We start from the raw sequence: 19,617 nt of genomic DNA on the forward strand, positions 1-19,617 counted from the left end.
CTTCATGAAGAAGAAGGAGTTATAAGCAAATGAAGTTGCTTTTTGACCGGGCTTTTGACGGCGTCGATGAAATGTACGCCATGGCTGAAAAAACTTTGAATGAGACCATTGCGGAACTCGGTGAAGCCGCCCCCATGGCCATGCCGAACACGGGGTACTACCTCGCAAATCATCTGGCCTATCTGGGGAAGAAGATCACCACCCTGGGCCAGTTTAAAGAAACCATGCCTGTAATCAAGGAATGGATCACCCGCGGCCCCAGGCTGGACAATGTGTTCAAGGCCGGTTTTGGTACCTTCCTTGCGGCTGAGATTATCGAGGCCTGCAAGTACGCCAAAAACCCCCAGCCTTACGGCGAGGAATACCATGGCCATCTTTCGGACGCTGAAGCCCGCGAACTGGGCGTGCCCCTTGTTACAGGGGATCTTCCCGGCTTCGTGGTCATCATAGGGCCTGCCCCTTCCGACGAGGAAGCGGTGGAACTCATCAAGGGCTATCAGTCCCGGGCAATTTTTGTGTTCCTCATAGGCGGCATTATCGATCAGGCTAAACGTATGAAGGTCAATATGGGCTTTCCGGTGCGCGTGGTTGCGGTGGGGCCGGATATTTGGGCAGTGGCCCACATCATCTCCTTTGTAAACAGGGCCGCCATGATATTCGGGGCGGTTCAGCCCGGCGACCGCGAGGAACTTGACGATTACACCTTCCACCGCATCAGGGCCTTTGTTAACGCCTTTGATCCGGTCGGCGATATTGTGATCGGCGCAGGAGCCGGGGCAATCGCCATGGGTTTCCCGGTTATTACCAATGATACTAAAGATATGTGGAAGGTTCCCAAGAGCCTCATCATTCAGGAAAACACTAAAGATTTTATTGAGACTTCCCTCGAAGCGCGGGACATTAAACTCAAAATCACCAAAATTGATATTCCTGTTTCGTTCTCCACTGCCTTTGAGGGCGAGATCATACGCCGCGCAGATATGCAGGTGGATATGGACGGTTCGCGCCTCGACTGTTTTGAACTGGTGCGTACCAAAGATTCCAGCGAGATTGAAGATCACAACATAGAAATCATAGGCCCGGACATTGACAGTGTTGAAGTCGGGAGCCGCTTCCCCATCGGCTATGTTGTGGAAGTTGCGGGCAAGAACATGCAGAGCGACTTTGAGCCGGTTTTCGAGCGCCGTTTCCATAATTTTATCAACTGCGCCGAAGGGGTGATGCATACGGGCCAGCGGGATCTTATCCGCATACGGGTGAGCAAGGTTGCCTTTGATGCGGGTTTCAGGGCAAAGCACATCGGCGAAATACTCTACGCCAAAGTCAAAAGCGAATATGACAGCGTGGTGGATAAATGTCAGGTCAAGATTTACACTAATCCTGATGATTTAAAAAGACTTCGGGCCGAGGCCAATGAGATTTACAACAAACGTGACGACCGCCTCAAGTCCCTTACGGACGAGACTGTGCCGGTGTTTTACAACTGCATACTCTGCCAGTCATTTTCGCCCGCCCATGTGTGCATAGTCAGCCCCGAAAGGCTGGGCCTCTGCGGGGCCGTGTCCTGGCTTGACGCCAAGGCTACCAACGAACTCGACCCCAACGGCCCCTGTCAGGTGGTTACCAAGGAACGGGTGGTCGACGAAAACCTCGGCATTTGGGAAGATGTAAACGAAAATGTGCAGCAGGCCTCCCACGGTTCCCTCCAGCAGGTAACGCTTTATTCCATCATGCAGGACCCCATGACAAGCTGCGGCTGTTTTGAGTGCATCTGCGGCATAGAACCCATGAGCAACGGCGTGGTTATCGTAAACCGTGAACATACCGGTATGACTCCTCTGGGCATGACCTTTTCGGAAATGGCTTCCATGACAGGCGGCGGCGTTCAGACCCCGGGTTTCATGGGCCACGGCAAGCACTTTATCGCTTCCAAAAAGTTCATGAAGGCCGACGGCGGTTCGAGGCGTATTGTGTGGATGCCCAAGGCGCTGAAGGATCTGGTGGGTTCACGGCTCAACAAAACCGTGCAGGAACTCTGGGGTGTTGAAGATTTTACCGAAAAAGTCGGCGATGAAACTGTAGCCGAAGATGTGGAAGGGCTTGCAACTTTCCTCGCCGAAAAGGGACACCCGGTTCTGGAAATGGAACCTCTATTATAATTTCAGTATTACTGTTACTATTTTATTTACAGAAGGAGATACGTGATGCCATTTAAACCTACTCCCCAAAAATTCAACGCTTCCATAAAGGAAGTGGTAATCGGGACGGGAGACAAGGCCCTCACCCTTGGGGGCGAACAGGTGCTTCCCCTCTACAGCTTTGACGGCGAGATTAAGAATCCTCCCAAAGTGGGAGTGGAGATCACCGACAATGGGCCGGACAAAAACATTCCCGGCATTGCCGCTTTTTATGCCGGCGCAGACACAGTGCCCGATGCAGCCGCCAAAGCCTGCTCCATGCCCGGCGTAAGTTTTATAAGCCTCGCCCTTGAAGGGGCCGATCCCAACGGGGCCAACAAATCCGTGGACGATTGCGTGGCCCTCTGTAAAGCAGTGTCCGACAAAGTTACCCTTCCCTTGGTAATTCAGGGCAGTGGTAATATGGAAAAGGACAAGGAACTCTTCCCCAAGATCGCAGAAGCCCTGCAGGGGAAAAATGTGCTCCTCCTTTCCGCCAAAGAAGAAAACTACAAGCCCATCGCAGTCGCGGCGGTTCAGGCCTACGGCCAGAAAATCGGCGCAGAATCTTCGGTGGATATCAACCTTGCAAAACAGCTCAACGTGCTGGTGTCCCAGATGGGCATTACCGCCAATTCGGTGGTGATGAACGTGGGCTGCGCAGTCGCAGGTTATGGTTTTGAATATGTGGCCTCCACCATGGAACGCATCAAAGGCGCGGCCCTTGTGCAGAACGACACCATGCTCCAGATGCCCATCATCACCCCCCTGGGAACCGACGCCTGGTCGGTAAAAGAAACCGTCGTAAGCGAAGAAGATTTTCCTGAGTGGGGCCCCCTCGAAGCGAGAGGCGTCAACATGGAAGTTTCCACCGCAGTAGCAGTACTGGCAGCAGGTTCAAACGCAGTAATACTGCGTCACCCCGAATCCATTGCCACGATCTCGAAATTTATTTCGGATCTGATGTAAGCGTAAGGTAAGGAGAAAAAGATGGCCCTCAAAGGATTGGATATATTCAAATTGACCCCCAAGACCAACTGCAAAGAATGCGGGACCCCTACCTGTATGGCCTTTGCCATGAAAGTTGCCCAGGGCGCATTGACCCTGGACAAATGCCCCCACATGAGCCCCGAAGCCCTCGCCCAGTTAGGCGAAGCCACCGCCCCGCCCATGAAGGCAATTACCATAGGCGCAGGCGACAAGGCCTACACCCTGGGAGGCGAAACCGTCCTCTTCAGGCACGACAAAACCTTTGTTTCCAAAAGCCTCTATGCCGTTTCGGTTTGTTCCGACTGTGTAGACAAGAAACTTCCCGAAATTGCCAAAATCGATTACGAGCGTATCAGTGAGCGTATGTTTGTTGAGCTTGTCAGCGTGGAGTACAAGGGCGACAAAGCCGCCTTTGTCGAAACCGTGAAGAAAGCCCAGGCCGCAAACCGCACCCTCATTCTTGACGTAAAAGATCTTGACGCGGCAAAAGCGGCCCTCGAAATTGTCAAAGCCGGAAAGCCCGTGCTCAATGGCGCAAATGAATCCAACTACAAAGAGATGAGCGCCCTTGCCATCGAAGCGGGCGTTGCCCTCGGCGTGGGCGGCGCAAACCTCGACGCCATTTACGACACCGTAAAGGCCCTTGAAACTCTGGGGAACAAAAACCTCATCATCGATGTTGGTACTGTTTCTGTCAAAGCCGCCTTTGCCAATGCCGTGCAGATAAGGCGGGCCGCCCTTAAAGACGGAGACCGGAGTTTTGGCTATCCTTCCCTCGTGAATATCGCCAAACTGGCTTCCGGCAATGCTGCCATGCAGACCGCCCTTGCTTCGCTCTTTACCGTGAAGTACGGCTCGATTGTCGTTCTGGAAAGCATGAACTATGCCCAGGCCCTGCCCCTCTACGGCCTCCGCCAGAACATCTATACCGACCCCCAGAAGCCCATGAAGGTAGAACCCGGGATTTATCCCATCAACGGCGCCGACGAGAACGCCCTCTGCGCCACCACCGTGGACTTTGCCCTTACCTACTTCATTGTGTCCGGCGAAATTGAACGTTCCGGCATCCCCGTAAATCTTCTTATTTCGGACGCCGGCGGTTATTCGGTGCTCACCGCCTGGGCGGCAGGAAAACTGTCGGCCTCCTCAATGGCAAAGTTCATCAAGGAACAGGGCGTGGAAGACAAGATAAAGAGCCGTTCCCTCATCATTCCCGGCAAAGTCGCAGTTCTCAAGGGCGAGCTTGAAGAAAGCCTCCCCGGCTGGAAGATTATTGTAGCCCCAGGCGAAGCTGTGGGCGTAGTAAAATTCCTTAAGGAATTGACGGCGTAATAGTGTTAACAGTAATAGTACTAGCGTTAGCAGTAAAAGTACTAATTTTATTTTGGAGGAAATTTGAATGGGAAAGTTTATCGTTGTAGGTGAAAGGATACATTGTATCTCTCCGGCGATTCGTGCTGCTATGGAAAAAATGGATCCCGCTCCGATTATTCAGCGGGCCAAGGATCAGATCGCGGGCGGCGCATCCTATCTTGATGTGAATATCGGGCCTGCCGAAAAGAACGGCGAAGAGCTTATGAAGTGGGCGGTAAAACTGATACAGGAAAACTGCGACAACATCCCCCTCTGCCTCGACACGGCCAACAAGAAAGCCATCGAGGCGGGCATCTCGGTGTATAACCGCACCCACGGTAAGCCCATTGTCAACTCTGCCGACGCGGGCGATCGCATTTCCAACATCGACCTGGCGGCCGCCAACGATGCCATCGTCATCACCCTCTGTTCCAAGCACGGCGTCCCTGCCAACAACGAGGAGCGCATGACCTTCTGCCAGGAAATGCTGGAACATGGTCTTGCCCTGGGCATGGACGCCCTGGACATGTGGTTCGACCCCCTGACCCTGGTCATCAAGGGCATGCAGGAAAAGCAGCCTGAATACCTCGAGTTCATACGTCAGCTTAAAGATATGGGCCTCAATTCCACAGCTGGCCTTTCCAACGCCAGCAACGGCATGCCCAAGGAACTGCGCCCTGTGGTGGACTCAGTCCTCACCGCCATGGCCATTGAATGCGGTCTCACCTCCGCCATCATGAACCCCTGCGACAAGAGGCTTATGGATACGGTGAAAACTTGTGCGGTTATTTTGAACCAGACTTTGTACGCGGATTCTTATTTGGAACTGTAAAGGAAATTTATATGCACGACGATCACGGCAAACCCCACGACCATCACGATCATGAGCATCACGGGGATGCCGGGGGTCAGGCAAAGACGCTTCCGCTGCTCCAGTACATGATCGAACACAACAAGAGCCACGCCCAGGAACTTGCCGAGCTGGCCCACACGCTTCATCATGCCGGCAGCGATGGAGCGGCAGAACTCATCGGCAAGGGCGTCAAAGATTTTGAAGCCGGGAATGCCAAGCTTGAAGAAGCCCTTAAGCTTTTGGACACGGGGAAAGCCTAATGTGCCTTTCTACTGTGTATGAACTGGGGGAGGGGCAGACGCCCAGGAAACTCTGCGAACATGTCTGCACTGTCTCGGTTTCAGGAGATCGCCTTGTTTTTACCGACATCATAGGGGTCGAGGTGGAATTTGCGGGCTTGATTAAAAATATCGACCTTACGAGGAATACTATAAATGTGAGCAGGTGTGAGCAGCGGCAGTGATTATTTGTTTTCAGGCTATTTGGAAGAAATCAAAAAATAGAAAAGAGTGATGCTAATCCTTTGCTAAAAAATCGGTATCGTTTATGGCCTGTATAAACCTGATGACATAAATGGTTTTTTCATTACTCATGTTTTTAAGCAGTTCAACGGTTTTCTCTGAGGGTAAGTTTTTCACAGCCCGGATCGGTGGTAGAATGCCTTATGAGAACAACATACCTCGTCCGCTCTGCAGCGAGATTGTTGATTTTTTCTATCATTTCAGGGGATAAACCAGTTTGACTCTCAAGATCAATGCCATGTTTTTCTATATTAATCCGTTTTTTTTCAGAGTACCACTCAAATTTAATCTATGCTTTCATTAAGTATGCCACATTATCAACCTATAGGCAAATGAGAATGCCCGGAAACCGACCCCTTTCCCTATTCTTAAAGGCTCCTCCCCCCTAAATCCTCCCCCGAATTCTTCCGATAAGAAAGGGGGAACCCATGAAAAGAACACTTTTTTCTATAATAATAGCGTGCGTGATGGCCGGCTCGGGCCTTTTTGCGGTGGGGGAGAAGACTTTCACCATTGGGGCGGGTTTTGGCTGGGAGGCTATGGAGAGGCGGGCTGGGGTGGCTGAGATTGCCCTGGCGAGGCCCAATACGGTGCTGGCTTTGTCGAGTTTGGGAGATGGGGGGATGGCTGAGCCTGGGGCTGACCTTTACCTTTCCTTTGACGAGGGGAGCGCGGAGCGTTTCGCGGATTCCGGCGGGCATTGGCAAGTGGCGGTTACGCCTGCCCTGGGTACGGCGGGGCAGCCTTGGGCCAGGGCCGGGAATGGGGCGGCTCAGTTTACGGGGCAGAAGGGAGGCAGGGACGAAGGGCCTCTGGTTTTGCGGCCCGGGAGAGGGGCGGTTTTTGCGCCTGGGGCCCGGGTGGGGGATTTTTCCATCGAGTTTTGGCTCCTGCCCCTAAACCTTGAAAACGGGGAGCAGGTTTTAAGCTGGTCGTCTTCGCGGTCTGACGGGCGGGGGGGCTATATTGTTCAGCGTATCCAGTGCATTGCATACGAAAAACAGGCTGCAATGGACTTTTTCGGACTTTTTTTCCGACCCTGCCGAAGGACAGAGGATTTCCCTGGTTCTTGCTGGCGCGCCGGTGCTGCCAAAAGCCTGGGCTCATCATCTTCTCCGCTTTGATGCGGATTTGGGGCTCCTTGAGTACCTGGTGGATGGGAGGCTGGCTGCGCTTGAGTATGCTACTTCCACGGGCAGGGAAGAGGGAGAGGTCTATACCCCTATAATTGGAGAGGATGGCAGTATGGTGCTTGGAGGGAGGTTCTCGGGGCTGATGGATGAGTTCCGGCTTTACGGGCATTATATGGCTTCCCCTGTTTTGGCGCGATATCCCCGGGAGGGCAGGGCTGAGACGAGGACTATCGATCTTGGGCAGGCCAACAGCAGGGTGCTTAAAATCGAGGCTTTTGGGGGGCGCAGCATCAACCTTGCGGGGGGCATGAGGAATTCCTATGCGGGGAACGGGAATTTGAGTTTTTCCGATTACTCTGAACTGCGCTTTTTTGCAAGGGCCAATGATACGCCTTACCGGTGGAACGATGTGCCCTGGGTCCCGGTAGCTGCCGGGGCTGATTTGGGCGAGGTGCTTGCGGGGCGTTACATACAGGTAGCGGCGGATTTCTACCCTTCGGGGAATGGAGAGGCTACGCCGTATCTGGACGAACTGCGCATTGTGTATCAGGCCAATGAGCCGCCGCCGCCGCCTGCCTTAGTAACCGCCATCGCAAGGGATGGGGCAGTGGAACTTTCGTGGCGGGCGGTTCCTTCGCAGGATTTGGGAGGCTACCTTGTCTATTACGGCACATCCAGTGGCGAATACTTTGGAGAACATGCTATACTCGAAGGCAGGGAGCTTAAGTCTCCCGTAAATGCGGGGCTGAGGAATTCGGTGCGTATAGAGGGGCTCAAGAACGGGACCCTCTACTACTTCGCTGTTGCGGCTTATGATAAAACCCTGAAGGAAGCGGGGATGTTTTCGAGGGAGGCTGCGGCCCGGCCTTTGCGGCAGCCCGCGCAAGGCCTTTAAGCTTAAGGATTGGTATGAGCCCTATTGATATACAGGATGTGCTTGAACGCGCCAGGGGATCGGCCCGGGTGGGGGATCATGAGGAAGCTGAACGGCTCCTCAAAAGTTACCTTGCCAAAAAGCCCGACAGCCGGGAGGCCCATCTTCTTTTGGGGGCAACCCTTGCCCGTGAGGCGAAGCTCACCGAGGCTGCGGACGAGTTCACCACCCTTTTAGCGAAGAATCCCCAGGACATCGAAGCCCTGAACAATATCGCGGTCATCTACCGGAGGCAGGGTAAGCTTCAGGATGCCCTCGGGGCCCTTGTCGAAGCTATCGACCTGGAGCCTACCAAGGCTGAGTTCCATTACAATATCGGGAATATCCACAAGCAGATGGGGAACCTCAAGGCTGCTTCCATGGCTTACGCCAAGGTGATAGAGCTCGATCCCAACTATGTGTCTGCCTACAACAACCTGGGCACTATCTACGATCAATTAAAAGAGTATGACAAAGCCTATGGGATTTTTCACAAGGGCCTCAATCTGGATCGCAATAATCCTACCCTTCACTTTAATTACGGCGTGGCCCTCGAAGCCAACGGCCGCCTTGAGGATGCTGCCAACGAATACCGGGCTGCTCTGAGATCCAAGCCAGGCTGGCTTGAGCCCATGAACAATCTTGGTATTATCCACTTTAAGCAGGGCCGCCACGACAAGGCCCTGGATGTCTTTAACCGCATCATCGATTCGGATCCTTCCAACGCAGAAGCCCGTAACAATATGGGAGTGATTCAGGCCGACCAGGGTAAGAACAAGGAAGCGGTGCAGAATTACCGCCGCGCCATCGAAGCTGATCCACGGTACACAAAAGCCGTGGTCAACCTTGAACGTACTCTGGAAGAATCGGGCGACTTCGCCAATGCAGTGCTGGAGCTTGAAAAGCTGGTAAAGCTTACCCCGGACAGCGCCGATCTGCGGGATCGCCTTTCGGGTCTCTACCTCAAAATGGAGCGCTACCCCGAAGCCCTGGAGCAAGCCAAGGCTGCCCTGGAATGGGCGCCTGAAGATACCCAGGCCCTCCGGGTACTGGGGGCAGTGCAGCGCATTACAGGAAATGATGAGGAAGCCAAAGCTGCCTTCGAAAAAATGCTCGCCATAGATCCGGGGAACTATTCCTTTCATCTTGATTTAGCAGATATACACTTTAAGCGTAAAGAGTATAAAGAGGCCGAAGACTGCATCATGGCTTATCTTGCAAGACGTCCCAATGATCGTACGGCAAAATTGTTGTTGGGCAAACTCTACGCCGAGATGGGGAACAAGGCCCATGCGGTTCAGGTTTTTGAAGAACTCTCTAAAATCGATCCCAATGACACTGAAGCCCTTGCCGCAACAGCAGAACTGTACAAAGAATCAGGTTCTGTTGAAAAAGCCCTGCGTACTGCGGACGCCCTGGTCAACCTTCAGGGCAAGCGGGCAACTTCTGATGATTTATCTGAGCTTAACAAGTCCCTGGATTTTTATGAAAATGCGGTGAATACCTATTCTTCATCGGTAAAAGAAATGTGGGACAGGAACATGAAGATCCTTGGCGGCGGTGAAGAGCACCCCGACGAAGAAAGCGACCTGTCCCTGCTTCTTGGTTCTGCCGGAATTTCACAAGCTGTAGACGAAGAAACCGAGGCCCTCTTTATCGAAGATGACGAGGTCTTCGCCGAGGATGAAATGCCGGTCGATGATTTTGCATTCAGCGCTGAGCCTTTCATGGATCTGGACGAGGAAGGGGACGATATACCACAGCCCAAAGATCCTTTCGATTCCCTGGTCGATCCTTCCGATGCCCGCCCGCCCCAGCAGCCATCTCCCCAGCAGCCTGCGCCGCTGCGGTCTGCGCCATTGCAGCCTGTGCCGCCCGCACCGCAGCCAAAAGCCCCCCTCCCTTCTGCGCCACCTGAGCCGGAAATTGAAGCTGAGGAAGATGCTGAGCTGGAAATTGATCCCGAACTTCCTCCTTTGGAAGAATCCCTCGAGGGCGAGGGGGAAGAGGAGGAAGCTGTTATTGGTGAAGAGAGCCCCGAAGATTTAAGCGAACCTGAACCAGAGGACAGTTTCCTGGATTTGGCGCCTGACGAAGAAGCGCCTGAGCTTCACGAGGAATCACCTGGAATGGAAATTCCTGTTGAAAAAGAACCTCCTGCGGCAGAATCAGCGGAATCAATCGAAGAATTGAATATAGATGAAGCCCCTGCCGAAGAAAATATCGAAGTCAAGGCTATGCTGGACTTGTTGAAAAACCTTAAAAGTTTGGTTGACTCCCTTCCTGAGAAAAACAAATCAGATTTCCTTGCAAGCGATTGGCGACTGGGTCTGGAATTCATCATTGATGTTTTCGAGGGGCGCAAGGGGCTCTTTAGGGACATTGAGGAACGCAAGGGTGAATCTGTTGAGGAGATCGAGGTTTTGGATGGGCCTGATCCTGATGAAGCTGCGGAAACTCTGGGGTATCTGGAAGGGCTGGCGACAGAGCTGCCTGACCCGGAACTTTCGGCTGCCATTGCCCGCAAGGCCGAGCCTGTTATAACTGGATTGAAAGAGTCCGCAGCGAAAAGCAGGGAGGCCCATGAAGCCTGAACTCAGCGAAAAAATCGATGAATATATAAAGAACATGCCCAGCCTTCCAACTTCGGTAGCAAAAGTGCTGGAAGTGTGCAATAATCCCCAGACAAGCCCTGCGGATCTCAACCATGTTATTTCCCTCGATCCGGTGCTGGTAGGGCGGGTGCTCAAGCTTATCAATTCTGCGTATTATGGTTTGAGCAGCCATGTCACAAACCTTGTCAGGGCTATCATCATGCTGGGCATTAATACAGTTAAAAATCTTGCGCTCTCCACAGCGGTCATGGGGAATCTGGCAGGGAAAAAAGATCCCCTTGGTTTGGATATGGAAGGTTTTTGGAGACATTCGCTCTGCGTGGGTGTCGCAGCAAAACTGTTGGCCAAAAAACGGGGTATTGATCCGAAATTAGCTGAAGAATATTTTACCGCCGGACTTCTCCATGACATAGGAAAAATCCCGCTCAATACAGTGCTGTCAAAAGAATATATGCTCACCCTGCATGAAGCTGACATGGAGAGAATTTCCCTGCATAAGGGAGAAGAAAAGACCCTGGGGTTGGATCACTGTGCCGCGGGGGCTATGGTGGTAAAAGCCTGGAAGCTTGAAGGCGCTGTGGGGGATGCTATTATTTTTCATCATAGCAGCGAAGCGTATGCGGGCAACAGCGTTGATGTGCTTTACAGTGTTATCGCTGCAAATCGGTTTGCGTCCCTTGGGGACATAGGCTTTGCGGGGGATCGTTATCCTGATAAAATAGAGAAATCTGTATGGGATGCCCTGGGGATTACCCAGGAGGCCTTTGCCGAGCTTGAGCCCATGGTGAATAGCGAAATCGAAAAGGCTAAAATATTTTTAAAGATTTAATGAGGTTTTTATGCTGTCTGTACGTTTTTGGGGTGTCCGTGGTTCAATACCCTGTCCCGGTTCAGCAACGGTAGTTTATGGTGGGAATACTGCCTGCCTTGAAATACGGGCAGATGACAGGCTTGTAATCCTCGATTTAGGCACAGGGGTGAAACCCCTGGGCGACTGGCTCATGGCGGAAGAACTTAAAAAAGGCCCCATAGATACCGACATTTTCATCAGCCATACCCACTGGGATCATATTATGGGCTTTCCGATGTTCACGCCCCTCTTTATACCATCAACAAAACTGCGCATACGGGGGCCTGTCCCCTTTGAGGACGACACCCTCGAATCCATAATCGGGGCCCAGCTTTCGTACCGGTATTGGCCAGTGCGCCAGACCGAGCTTGCGGCAAAGATTGTGTATGATCAGATACGTGAAACTGTTTTGGATCTTGGGGATGGCCTAAAAGTAACAACCAAGTTTTTAAATCATCCTATCTCCTGTCTGGGCTACCGTTTTGAGTATCAGGGTAAATCCATTGTTACTTGTTATGATCATGAACCTTTCCGCAACCTTTTCCCCACTGATCCCGGCCTTCCGGGTTATGATGAATACGCTGCCCTCGAAGGTGAGCAAGCGGCAAAAGATGAGAATGCAAAGGTAATTAATTTCTTTAAGGGCGCCGATGTGCTTATCCGCGACACCCAATACACGGCTGCCGAATACAATGAGCATTTGGGCTGGGGGCATTCAAGTTATGAGGATAGCCTCGCTTCCGCTTCTGCCGCAGGCATAAAGAAATTAATTTTCTTCCACCATGATCCCAACCGTACCGATGCCCAGCTTGTGGAGCTTGAAAAGGTTTATTGCGCCAGGGCAGCTCATGCGGGGGTGGAAGCCATGATGGCCAGAGAAGGTCTTATTATAGAGGCATAAGCACAAACATGGAAATGGAAGAAGATAAAAAAAATGGCCTGCCCATAGTAATGATGGTGGACGATACTGTAGCCAACCTCACGCACGCCAGAAGCATATTAAAAGGGCATTATCAGGTTTTTACGGTCGCCTCGGGGGAAAAATTTTTCAGCGTTTTGGAAAGAGTCAACCCTGACCTCATACTTCTGGATGTGGATCTGCCCGTGATGGATGGCTTTGAAATTTTAAAAAAGCTAAAAGCTGATGAGAAAAATTTGGATATTCCGGTAATTTTTCTTACTTCCCGTTCTGACGCCGAAAGTGAACTCGAAGGCCTTTCCCTGGGAGCCATTGATTATATCTATAAACCATTTTCAGAGGCACTGCTCCTTAAACGTATTGAAAACCACCTCCTTATGGCTTCCCAAACCAGGAAGCTTAAAAGCTTCAACGAAGAACTGATAAAGGCGAAAAAACTGGCAGAGGATGCTAATCGGGCCAAGAGCAGCTTTTTGGCATCCATCAGCCACGATATCAGGACGCCCATGAACGCCATTATTGGCATGAGCGATCTTATGCGCACCGATAATCTTGATTTTGTGCAGCAGGGGTATTTTCTGGATATAAAAAAAACCTCCAAAGCCCTGCTTCAGTTGATTAACGATCTTCTGGATTTTTCTAAAATTGAAGCAGGCAGGATGGAAGTTATCCCGGTTCATTTCAGGCTTAGGGATGTGTATGATCAAGTTTGTTCCATAAATCGGTTTCTTGCGGTAAACAAGGAGCTGGAATTTATCAGCGTTATGGATTCTAATATACCCGAGGCTGTTTTTGGCGATGATCTTCGTATACGCCAGATAATTTCCAATCTTCTGAGCAATGCGGTGAAATATACCCATGCGGGCCATGTGAGCCTGTCGATTAAGCTCAGTGAGCGGGACGGTAAAGAGTATATTGCCGCAATTGTTGAAGATACCGGCATAGGCATTAAGCAGGAGGATTATGAGAAAATCTTCAATAATTTCGAGCAGCTTGATAAGGAAAAGAACCGTCTTATACAGGGGACAGGCCTTGGGCTTTCCATTGCCAGGGCCCTTCTTGAAATGATGGGCGGGGCCTTGGAACTGGAAAGTGTTTACGGCAAAGGATCGACATTCTCCGCGTGGATTCCCTTGATTCCGGGGGATATTGAAAAAGTGGAAAAGCCTGTCATCGTAGAAAAAGTCTATGCAAAGGAGCAGATACCTGTCCTTGTGGTGGACGATAATTCGGTGAACCTTACGGTTGCCCTGGGTTTTTTGGCCACCCATAGCATATGGGCCGATAAGGCATTAAGCGGCACTGAAGCTTTGGAAATGATTTCCCGGAAAAAGTACGCTCTTGTTTTTATGGATCATATGATGCCTGGCATGGACGGGATAGAGACGGTTCAGCATATACGCAACCGCGGGGATGAATGGAGCAGAACAATGCCTATTGTCGCCTTAAGCGCCAATGCGGTTTTGGGAATGGACAAGATTTTTAAAGATGCAGAAATGAGCGATTTTATATCCAAGCCAATTGACAGTAATGCACTTAACCGCATTTTAAGCCAATGGCTTCCCGCAGAAAAGCTCACTTTTCATGCGGAAGAAGCATATCACGCAGAAACCCTGTCAGGTTCTGCCGCAATAAAAGATGTTCCCCTTTCCGAATTCCTCCTTGAAGAGCTTTCAAAAATCCGGAGCCTTGACGTGAGGGAAGGTCTTTCCCATATCGGGGAAAACCGTGACGGGTACTTCCGCGCTTTGAGGCAATTCTGCGATGGGGCCGATGAATATGCTGCGAATCTCAAGTATTTTCTTATGGAAGAAAATTGGGCCGAATATGCGATCCGGGCCCATGCAGTTAAGGGTGTTTTTGCCGCAGTGGGGAACAAGGGGCTTGCTGAATGGGCTTTCAAATTGGAGAAGGCTGCAAAGCAAGGGGAGGCTGGAATTTGCATAGCGGAGAACGATTCCTTTCTTGGGGCTATGGCCGAGTTCCGCCAGGCCCTATTAGGTACTTCCCTGATAAATTCCGGGGAAGAAAAAAAGGCCAAAGCCGAAGCGGGGGCTTTAAAGGAATTATTGGAGCGTCTCAATTCCGCCTGTGCCAATGCATCAGGGGATGAGGCCGATGCTGCTGCTGCGGAACTGGCAAAACTGTGCTATAATAAAGAAGCGGATATTTTAATCGGTGAAATATGCCGTTTAATTTCATCCTATGATTATGAGGAAGCATCTTCAAAAATCAGGGATCTTTTAAAAATTATAAAATGAAACAAAAAGAGGCAAAAAATGGCTGAGAGAAGAATCGTTCTTACTGTGGATGACATGCCTGAAAATCTTACGACAATACGCAGCATACTTCAGGGTTATTTTGATGTCCGCCTTGCAAAATCAGCAAAGCTTGCATTAGGCCTTTTGGATAACATCATGCCTGAGCTCATACTCCTTGATATTGAAATGCCCGGTATGTCGGGTTTTGATTTCTTGGGGCAGATGCGTCGAGACCATCCTGAGAGCAAAAAAATACCGGTTATTTTTGTTACTTCCCATGCATCTGCGGATTTTATAACCAAGGCTATAAATGCAGGAGCAGTGGATTATATTGTAAAGCCCGTCAAGGCTGAATTGCTGCTTAAAAAGATAGATGCCATTATAGGGCTGCCTGAAACAAAGTCCGCCCATAATCCCCTGGAGGATAAACTCAGGAACCTTTTGATGATAATCGCTTCGGGGGATGTTTCCAGAGCTGAACTTTTGATACGGGAAATGAGGAATATCGCTTCAAGCCAGAATGTGCATATACGCCGTTTCACCGATGAAATCGGGGTTCTTGTGGATTCTTTTGACTATGAGAAGGCCAAGGGCAAAATCAAGGAATTTCTGGTGTACCTGTCAATCTCTTAAAAGAGGGAAACATCAGATTCAGTTTGCAGCTATTCTGCGGGCAATTCTTCCAGTTTAAAGAGATTCTGTCTCAGGGGTATGTCCCCGCCTTCCTCCGGGCTTTCATAAAATGAGATAAATGCATTGCTGTTTACCACAGCCAGCGCGTCTGCCGCAGCATTAACCGCAATGCGGTTCTGTTCAGCAGGAGTAAAAGCCCGGCAGCTGGGGCAGGAGCACCATGACTTTTCCCCGCCCTTGTCCGGCCAGAGGTGGAAAACCTTTACATTTTTTGAAAGGCGGAAATACTTTTCAGCTTCAGTCCTGATAATTTTAATTGTTTCGTGATTGGTGGGGCAAAAATTGATTCTTTTCTGCCGTTTTCCTTCCTCCATGCGGAAAAGCTCTTTGTGGAAGAGAAAGAGCTTCCTCGGGAGAAGCAGCGAAAGCTCCCTGCCGCCCCCTTCAATAAGCAAGGCATAGTCGTCGGCAAGTTTTGGCGCTTTGTCAAGACATTCGAGGGGGAATACCAGAGCATCGTATTTATTTCTTGCGGCCCAGGCAACGAAGGCTTCACGTTTTTTGGAAGATTTCAGCGAAGTTTTTTTTGTTTTAACCACAAAACGGTGCCATGGCGCTTTTTTCAGATCTTCGCCTTCAAATTTTGATGGTTGATATGCGCCGTTTGTTTTGAAGGGGTATATATCATTTTCAGCAGGGGAGGGGAGTACCTCTTTTCCGGGTTCAGGCCAGCTTATTCCCAATGAAAGCAGAAAATCATAGACGCCCTTGCAGAGCCCCCTGGGGGATTCGCCGAAGATTTCCACCCTTGCGGCGCCTGCCCTCCAGGTAAAACCGTTCCGCTCAGGCCCGGCATTTTCACTATTGAGAACGATGACGGGAACGCTTTCAGGGGGAGCATCTCCCGAAGCGTCAAGAAGCGCAGGGGCGTCCTGCCCCTTGTCTTTGCGCAGCAGGGCTATGCACCGGGAAATATCTTCAGCCCCTTTTTTTGCAGCGGCCGAGTTTGGAGGGACTAAAATGGCCCATTCTTTGGAAACATCAAAACCTGCCATGTTCGGTGGTGTGCCTTATTTCTCCCAGGAGAATGTGAACTTCACCTTCCACTCATCCCTGGCAGCTTCAAGGGAAGTACGGACCGCGGGGTTGAGGGGGATGCCCTTCTTGCTCCTGTCCAAATATGCAATATATTCCTTTTCACCTGCTGTGTAGATACGGCTTTGGCCTTCCGCTTTTTTGGAAGCCCGAAGTTCCCGCAGTATATCGCCTGAAGTTTTTTTGAAAGCCCCAGGGTCGGTAAATGCCTCTATTTTGATCGCAATGAACCAATGCCCCAGGTGGTAAGGTCTGTGGCTGCCATCGGCATTGATACCGGTGAGGGTCTTGAGGAAGGAACCGCCCTGGAGGGCAGCTGACAGTACTTCTACTACTGTTGCCCAGCCATAACCTTTATAGCCTGCAAGCTCATCGCCAATACCGCCCACAGGGGTAAGGGCGCAGGTACCTGCTACAAGCCCTTTGAGGGCGATATTGGGGTCCGTAACGGCATTGCCCTTCCCGTCAATTACCCAGCCGGCGGGCATGGTCTTGTTGATTCTGGCGTAATGTTCGATTTTTCCCCGCTGGGTGATGGATGTGGCGCAGTCGATGACAAAGGGGAATTCCTCATCCGTGGGAAAGCCTATGGTGAGGGGGTTGGTGCCCAGCATATTCTCCACGCCGAAAGTTGGGGCTATGGAGGGGCGGGCATTGGTGCCTGTAAAGCAGATCATGTTTTCTTTTGCAGCCATGAGGGCATAGTAACCGGCGATGCCATAATGGGTAGAGTTCCTCACTACTACCATCGCAAGGCCGCACTTTTTGGCTTTTTCGATTGCCATGTTCATGGAACGTACGCCAATGACGTGGCCCATGCCATCGTGGCCATCTATCACCGCAGTGGAGGGAGTTTCCCTCACAATTTCAAAATTTGTTTTTACAAACTGAATCCCTTCTTTAATCCGGTCAAGGTAAATCGGCTTGAGCCGCCCTACGCCGTGGGAGTCAATGCCCCTCTTGTCCGATTCAATGAGCACATCGGCACAGACTTTGGCATCCTCCGGGGGTACTCCTGCTGCAATAAAAGCCTGGCACATAAATTCATGCATTTCGTCAAAATGCGCATATACAGTCTCGTTGTTCTGAGCCATCAATATCCTCCATGGGTTTATTATATAATAGCCGGAGTTTTTTTTAAAGCCTGATAATTCTGGAATTAGTCAGTACTTCCGCCCCGGTTTCGGTGATAAGCACGTCATTTTCGAGCCTGCAGCCGCCCTGGACAGGATCATAGAGGCCCGGTTCCAGGGTGATGATCATGCCGGGTTCAAGTACCCAGCTGTTTTCGGCCCTGGTGTTGACATTGGGGGCTTCGTGGGCTTCAAGCCCTATACCGTGCCCCAGACCGTGGGGCATGAATTTCTTTGCCTTGGCAAAATGGGCTTCCACTGCCAGTGCAATATCACGGGTCGCAATGCCGGGGCTTGCCATGGCGAGGGCCAGATTGTAGGCCTTTTCGACCAGGGTGAGCATTTTTTCCTGCTGTTTTGAAAGGGGCTCCCTTGCAAAGGTGAGGGTCACATCGCTGGTATAGCCCGCATGCTTGAGCCCATAGTCCAGTATGGACAAGCCCTGGCCTCCGAAAGCCCCGCCCGTATACGCGGGGAAGCAGTGAATGCCGAAGCTCCGGTCAGGCCCTGCAGCCAGGGTTTCAAAGCCTGTGCCCTCGCAGCCGCGCTTACGGCCTTCAGCATCGATGAAGTGCGCTATATCCGCTTCGGTTTTAAGTTTTCCTGCCCGTACCTGTTTTTCCAATAAATCGGTGATATCGCAGGTGAAGGCTGAGACTTTTTGATAGATCTTGAGTTCTTCACTGTCCTTGACAGCCCTGGCTTTTTCCATTTCGGGGCTTGCGCCGTTATCGCGGCAAATAATATCAAAGTCTGTTACTGCTTCAATGTATTTGAGGAATTGGGGATAAGGCGTAGTGGGGGGGATTTCCACCCGTGAACCCAGGGGGGTTTTAAAAAGCGCAGCCGCTCCTTTAATTGCCTTTATGGAACTGCGGTTAAATTCTGAATAGGGGATGAAGGAATCAACATTTGCATAGAGCATGGCCATATTGATATCCCAGGGAACAAGAAGGCTTTTTCTGTCTACTGATAAAAAAAGGAGGGCGTCCCCGGGCTGCCCTGATAGCCAGCGCACCGATGGATCACGGCGATCTTCAAAATCGCTTATCATTACCAGGGTTATGCTTTCCCTTGCCATCCAGTCGTAAATCTGTTCCCGTCTTGTCTGGTAAATGCTCATGAGGCGGCTGCCTCTGACCTGAATGCCTCCCGCGAGGCGGCCAGTATCGCTTGTGCCTCCGAATCCCCTATCCAGTAATGGGTTACAAACCGGAATACCCCATGCTCGGGCGCATTGATGATTATGCCGTGCCCGGCAAAAATATCCACGATTTTTTTTGCGGTCTTCTCTTTTTCTGCCGCAGGCCAGGCAAAGAATACCATATTGATTTCAACTTCTTTAGGTTTAATGATGATGCCGGGGATTTTTGCCAGATCCTTTGCCATCTTTTTTGCCCTGGCGTGATCTTCTGCCAGATGGTTCACCTGCTCAGTGAGGGCAAGTATCCCTGCGGCAGCCAATATGCCTGCCTGCCTCATGCCGCCCCCCATGATCTTACGCTTCATCCTGGCTTCTTCCACAAAGGCTTTGCTTCCTGCCAATAACGATCCAACCGGCGCACAGAGCCCTTTTGAAAGGCAGAACATCACCGAATCTGCCCTGGCGGCTATGTCTTTTGCCTCGCAGCCCAGGGCTGCTGCGGCATTAAAAATACGCGCGCCGTCAAGGTGAATGGGAAGCTTCCATTCCTTTGCCACTGCCCGCGCTTCATCCATGGCTTTGAGGCTTACCACTTGCCCCAGGGAATGGGCGTTTTCAAGGCAGATGAGGGAAGTGGCCGGGAAATGGAGTTCACGATGCCGCAGCCTTTCTTCCAGGGCTTTTCGTGTCAAAATGCCGTCAGGCGCAGGGATAGTCCTGGTTTGTACCCCTGCAATCACCGAGGCAGCCCCCGCTTCGTGCTGAACAATGTGGGCTTCTTCGCCGAGTATCACTTCTGTTCCCCTCGGCGCCCAGGTAAAAAGGGCCAGCTGGTTTCCGAAAGTCCCCGAGGGCACGAAGACCGAAGCCTCTTTGCCCAGCATTTTTGCACCCAGCTTTTCAAGCTTGTTGATGGTGGGATCGTCGCCATAGACATCGTCGCCTACTTCGGCTTCGGCCATGGCTTTGCGCATAGCCGGTGTAGGCTTGGTAACAGTGTCGCTTCTGATATCAATTATGTTCAATG

17 protein-coding genes are annotated in these 19,617 nt (G+C 51.2%); 13 read left to right on the top strand and 4 right to left on the bottom strand.

Annotation, left to right across the window (positions count from 1 at the left end):
• Positions 1-29 precede the first annotated feature (29 nt).
• From acsB to TREAZ_RS03285, 13 genes are all read left to right on the top strand, one after another.
• Positions 30-2,159, top strand: a complete 2,130-nt coding sequence (gene acsB / locus TREAZ_RS03230) for an acetyl-CoA decarbonylase/synthase complex subunit alpha/beta (RefSeq protein ID WP_015710374.1) — start codon at positions 30-32, stop codon at positions 2,157-2,159.
• Positions 2,160-2,204: 45 nt separating this feature from the next.
• On the top strand, positions 2,205-3,146 hold the full coding sequence (gene acsD, locus TREAZ_RS03235) for an acetyl-CoA decarbonylase/synthase complex subunit delta (protein WP_015710375.1): 942 nt from the start codon (positions 2,205-2,207) through the stop codon (positions 3,144-3,146).
• A 21-nt stretch (positions 3,147-3,167) separates the two neighbouring features.
• Positions 3,168-4,499, top strand: a complete 1,332-nt coding sequence (gene acsC / locus TREAZ_RS03240; protein ID WP_015710376.1) for an acetyl-CoA decarbonylase/synthase complex subunit gamma — start codon at positions 3,168-3,170, stop codon at positions 4,497-4,499.
• A 67-nt stretch (positions 4,500-4,566) separates the two neighbouring features.
• Entirely contained in the window at positions 4,567-5,352 is a 786-nt protein-coding gene (gene acsE / locus TREAZ_RS03245; RefSeq protein ID WP_015710378.1) for a carbon monoxide dehydrogenase/acetyl-CoA synthase methytransferase subunit, read from the top strand.
• An 11-nt stretch (positions 5,353-5,363) separates the two neighbouring features.
• Entirely contained in the window at positions 5,364-5,633 is a 270-nt protein-coding gene (locus TREAZ_RS03250; protein WP_015710379.1) for a DUF8180 domain-containing protein, read from the top strand.
• Positions 5,633-5,836 carry a CooT family nickel-binding protein gene (locus TREAZ_RS03255; protein WP_015710380.1) on the top strand — a complete coding sequence of 68 codons (204 nt, stop codon included), beginning with the start codon at positions 5,633-5,635 and terminating at the stop codon, positions 5,834-5,836. The genes TREAZ_RS03250 and TREAZ_RS03255 overlap by 1 nt, the downstream gene beginning before the upstream one ends.
• Positions 5,837-6,322: 486 nt before the next feature.
• Positions 6,323-7,018 (top strand): hypothetical protein, encoded by a 696-nt coding sequence (locus TREAZ_RS18725; protein ID WP_052297629.1) that lies wholly within the window; start codon positions 6,323-6,325, stop codon positions 7,016-7,018.
• 316 nt (positions 7,019-7,334) lie between these two features.
• A complete protein-coding gene (locus TREAZ_RS18730) occupies positions 7,335-7,922 on the top strand; it encodes a fibronectin type III domain-containing protein (RefSeq protein WP_425357474.1) in 588 nt (195 codons plus the stop codon).
• A 14-nt stretch (positions 7,923-7,936) separates the two neighbouring features.
• Positions 7,937-10,534 carry a tetratricopeptide repeat protein gene (locus tag TREAZ_RS03265; RefSeq protein WP_015710383.1) on the top strand — a complete coding sequence of 866 codons (2,598 nt, stop codon included), beginning with the start codon at positions 7,937-7,939 and terminating at the stop codon, positions 10,532-10,534.
• A complete protein-coding gene (locus TREAZ_RS03270; RefSeq protein WP_015710384.1) occupies positions 10,524-11,384 on the top strand; it encodes an HDOD domain-containing protein in 861 nt (286 codons plus the stop codon). The genes TREAZ_RS03265 and TREAZ_RS03270 overlap by 11 nt, the downstream gene beginning before the upstream one ends.
• A gap of 10 nt (positions 11,385-11,394) precedes the next feature.
• The gene (locus tag TREAZ_RS03275) at positions 11,395-12,306 is read left to right on the top strand and encodes an MBL fold metallo-hydrolase (RefSeq protein ID WP_015710385.1); all 912 of its coding nucleotides are present in this window, start codon (positions 11,395-11,397) and stop codon (positions 12,304-12,306) included.
• Positions 12,307-12,314: 8 nt separating this feature from the next.
• Positions 12,315-14,585 carry a response regulator gene (locus tag TREAZ_RS03280; protein WP_015710386.1) on the top strand — a complete coding sequence of 757 codons (2,271 nt, stop codon included), beginning with the start codon at positions 12,315-12,317 and terminating at the stop codon, positions 14,583-14,585.
• Positions 14,586-14,603: 18 nt separating this feature from the next.
• Positions 14,604-15,218, top strand: a complete 615-nt coding sequence (locus TREAZ_RS03285) for a response regulator (RefSeq protein WP_015710387.1) — start codon at positions 14,604-14,606, stop codon at positions 15,216-15,218.
• A gap of 29 nt (positions 15,219-15,247) precedes the next feature.
• On the opposite strand, the gene TREAZ_RS03290 is transcribed toward TREAZ_RS03285, so the two are convergent.
• From TREAZ_RS03290 to ltaE, 4 genes are read right to left on the bottom strand one after another with little or no spacing between them, the layout of a single operon-like run.
• Positions 15,248-16,273 (bottom strand): DUF4838 domain-containing protein, encoded by a 1,026-nt coding sequence (locus tag TREAZ_RS03290; protein WP_015710388.1) that lies wholly within the window; start codon positions 16,271-16,273, stop codon positions 15,248-15,250.
• Between the two features lie 15 nt (positions 16,274-16,288).
• A complete protein-coding gene (locus TREAZ_RS03295) occupies positions 16,289-17,407 on the bottom strand; it encodes an Ldh family oxidoreductase (RefSeq protein ID WP_015710389.1) in 1,119 nt (372 codons plus the stop codon).
• A gap of 43 nt (positions 17,408-17,450) precedes the next feature.
• Positions 17,451-18,569 carry a M24 family metallopeptidase gene (locus TREAZ_RS03300; protein ID WP_015710390.1) on the bottom strand — a complete coding sequence of 373 codons (1,119 nt, stop codon included), beginning with the start codon at positions 18,567-18,569 and terminating at the stop codon, positions 17,451-17,453.
• On the bottom strand, positions 18,566-19,615 hold the full coding sequence (gene ltaE / locus TREAZ_RS03305) for a low-specificity L-threonine aldolase (RefSeq protein ID WP_015710391.1): 1,050 nt from the start codon (positions 19,613-19,615) through the stop codon (positions 18,566-18,568). Before ltaE ends, TREAZ_RS03300 begins: the two co-directional genes overlap by 4 nt.
• Positions 19,616-19,617: the final 2 nt, after the last annotated feature.

Source organism: Leadbettera azotonutricia ZAS-9 (assembly GCF_000214355.1).
In the GTDB taxonomy this organism is placed as follows: Bacteria; Spirochaetota; Spirochaetia; order Treponematales; family Breznakiellaceae; genus Leadbettera; species Leadbettera azotonutricia.

Coding starts and splice junctions, on each gene's coding strand:
- acsB (WP_015710374.1), top strand. CDS start 30: ATGAAGTTGCTTTTTGACCGGGCTTTTGACGGCGTCGATGAAATGTAC.
- acsD (WP_015710375.1), top strand. CDS start 2,205: ATGCCATTTAAACCTACTCCCCAAAAATTCAACGCTTCCATAAAGGAA.
- acsC (WP_015710376.1), top strand. CDS start 3,168: ATGGCCCTCAAAGGATTGGATATATTCAAATTGACCCCCAAGACCAAC.
- acsE (WP_015710378.1), top strand. CDS start 4,567: ATGGGAAAGTTTATCGTTGTAGGTGAAAGGATACATTGTATCTCTCCG.
- TREAZ_RS03250 (WP_015710379.1), top strand. CDS start 5,364: ATGCACGACGATCACGGCAAACCCCACGACCATCACGATCATGAGCAT.
- TREAZ_RS03255 (WP_015710380.1), top strand. CDS start 5,633: ATGTGCCTTTCTACTGTGTATGAACTGGGGGAGGGGCAGACGCCCAGG.
- TREAZ_RS18725 (WP_052297629.1), top strand. CDS start 6,323: ATGAAAAGAACACTTTTTTCTATAATAATAGCGTGCGTGATGGCCGGC.
- TREAZ_RS18730 (WP_425357474.1), top strand. CDS start 7,335: ATGAGGAATTCCTATGCGGGGAACGGGAATTTGAGTTTTTCCGATTAC.
- TREAZ_RS03265 (WP_015710383.1), top strand. CDS start 7,937: ATGAGCCCTATTGATATACAGGATGTGCTTGAACGCGCCAGGGGATCG.
- TREAZ_RS03270 (WP_015710384.1), top strand. CDS start 10,524: ATGAAGCCTGAACTCAGCGAAAAAATCGATGAATATATAAAGAACATG.
- TREAZ_RS03275 (WP_015710385.1), top strand. CDS start 11,395: ATGCTGTCTGTACGTTTTTGGGGTGTCCGTGGTTCAATACCCTGTCCC.
- TREAZ_RS03280 (WP_015710386.1), top strand. CDS start 12,315: ATGGAAATGGAAGAAGATAAAAAAAATGGCCTGCCCATAGTAATGATG.
- TREAZ_RS03285 (WP_015710387.1), top strand. CDS start 14,604: ATGGCTGAGAGAAGAATCGTTCTTACTGTGGATGACATGCCTGAAAAT.
- TREAZ_RS03290 (WP_015710388.1), bottom strand. CDS start 16,273: ATGGCAGGTTTTGATGTTTCCAAAGAATGGGCCATTTTAGTCCCTCCA.
- TREAZ_RS03295 (WP_015710389.1), bottom strand. CDS start 17,407: ATGGCTCAGAACAACGAGACTGTATATGCGCATTTTGACGAAATGCAT.
- TREAZ_RS03300 (WP_015710390.1), bottom strand. CDS start 18,569: ATGAGCATTTACCAGACAAGACGGGAACAGATTTACGACTGGATGGCA.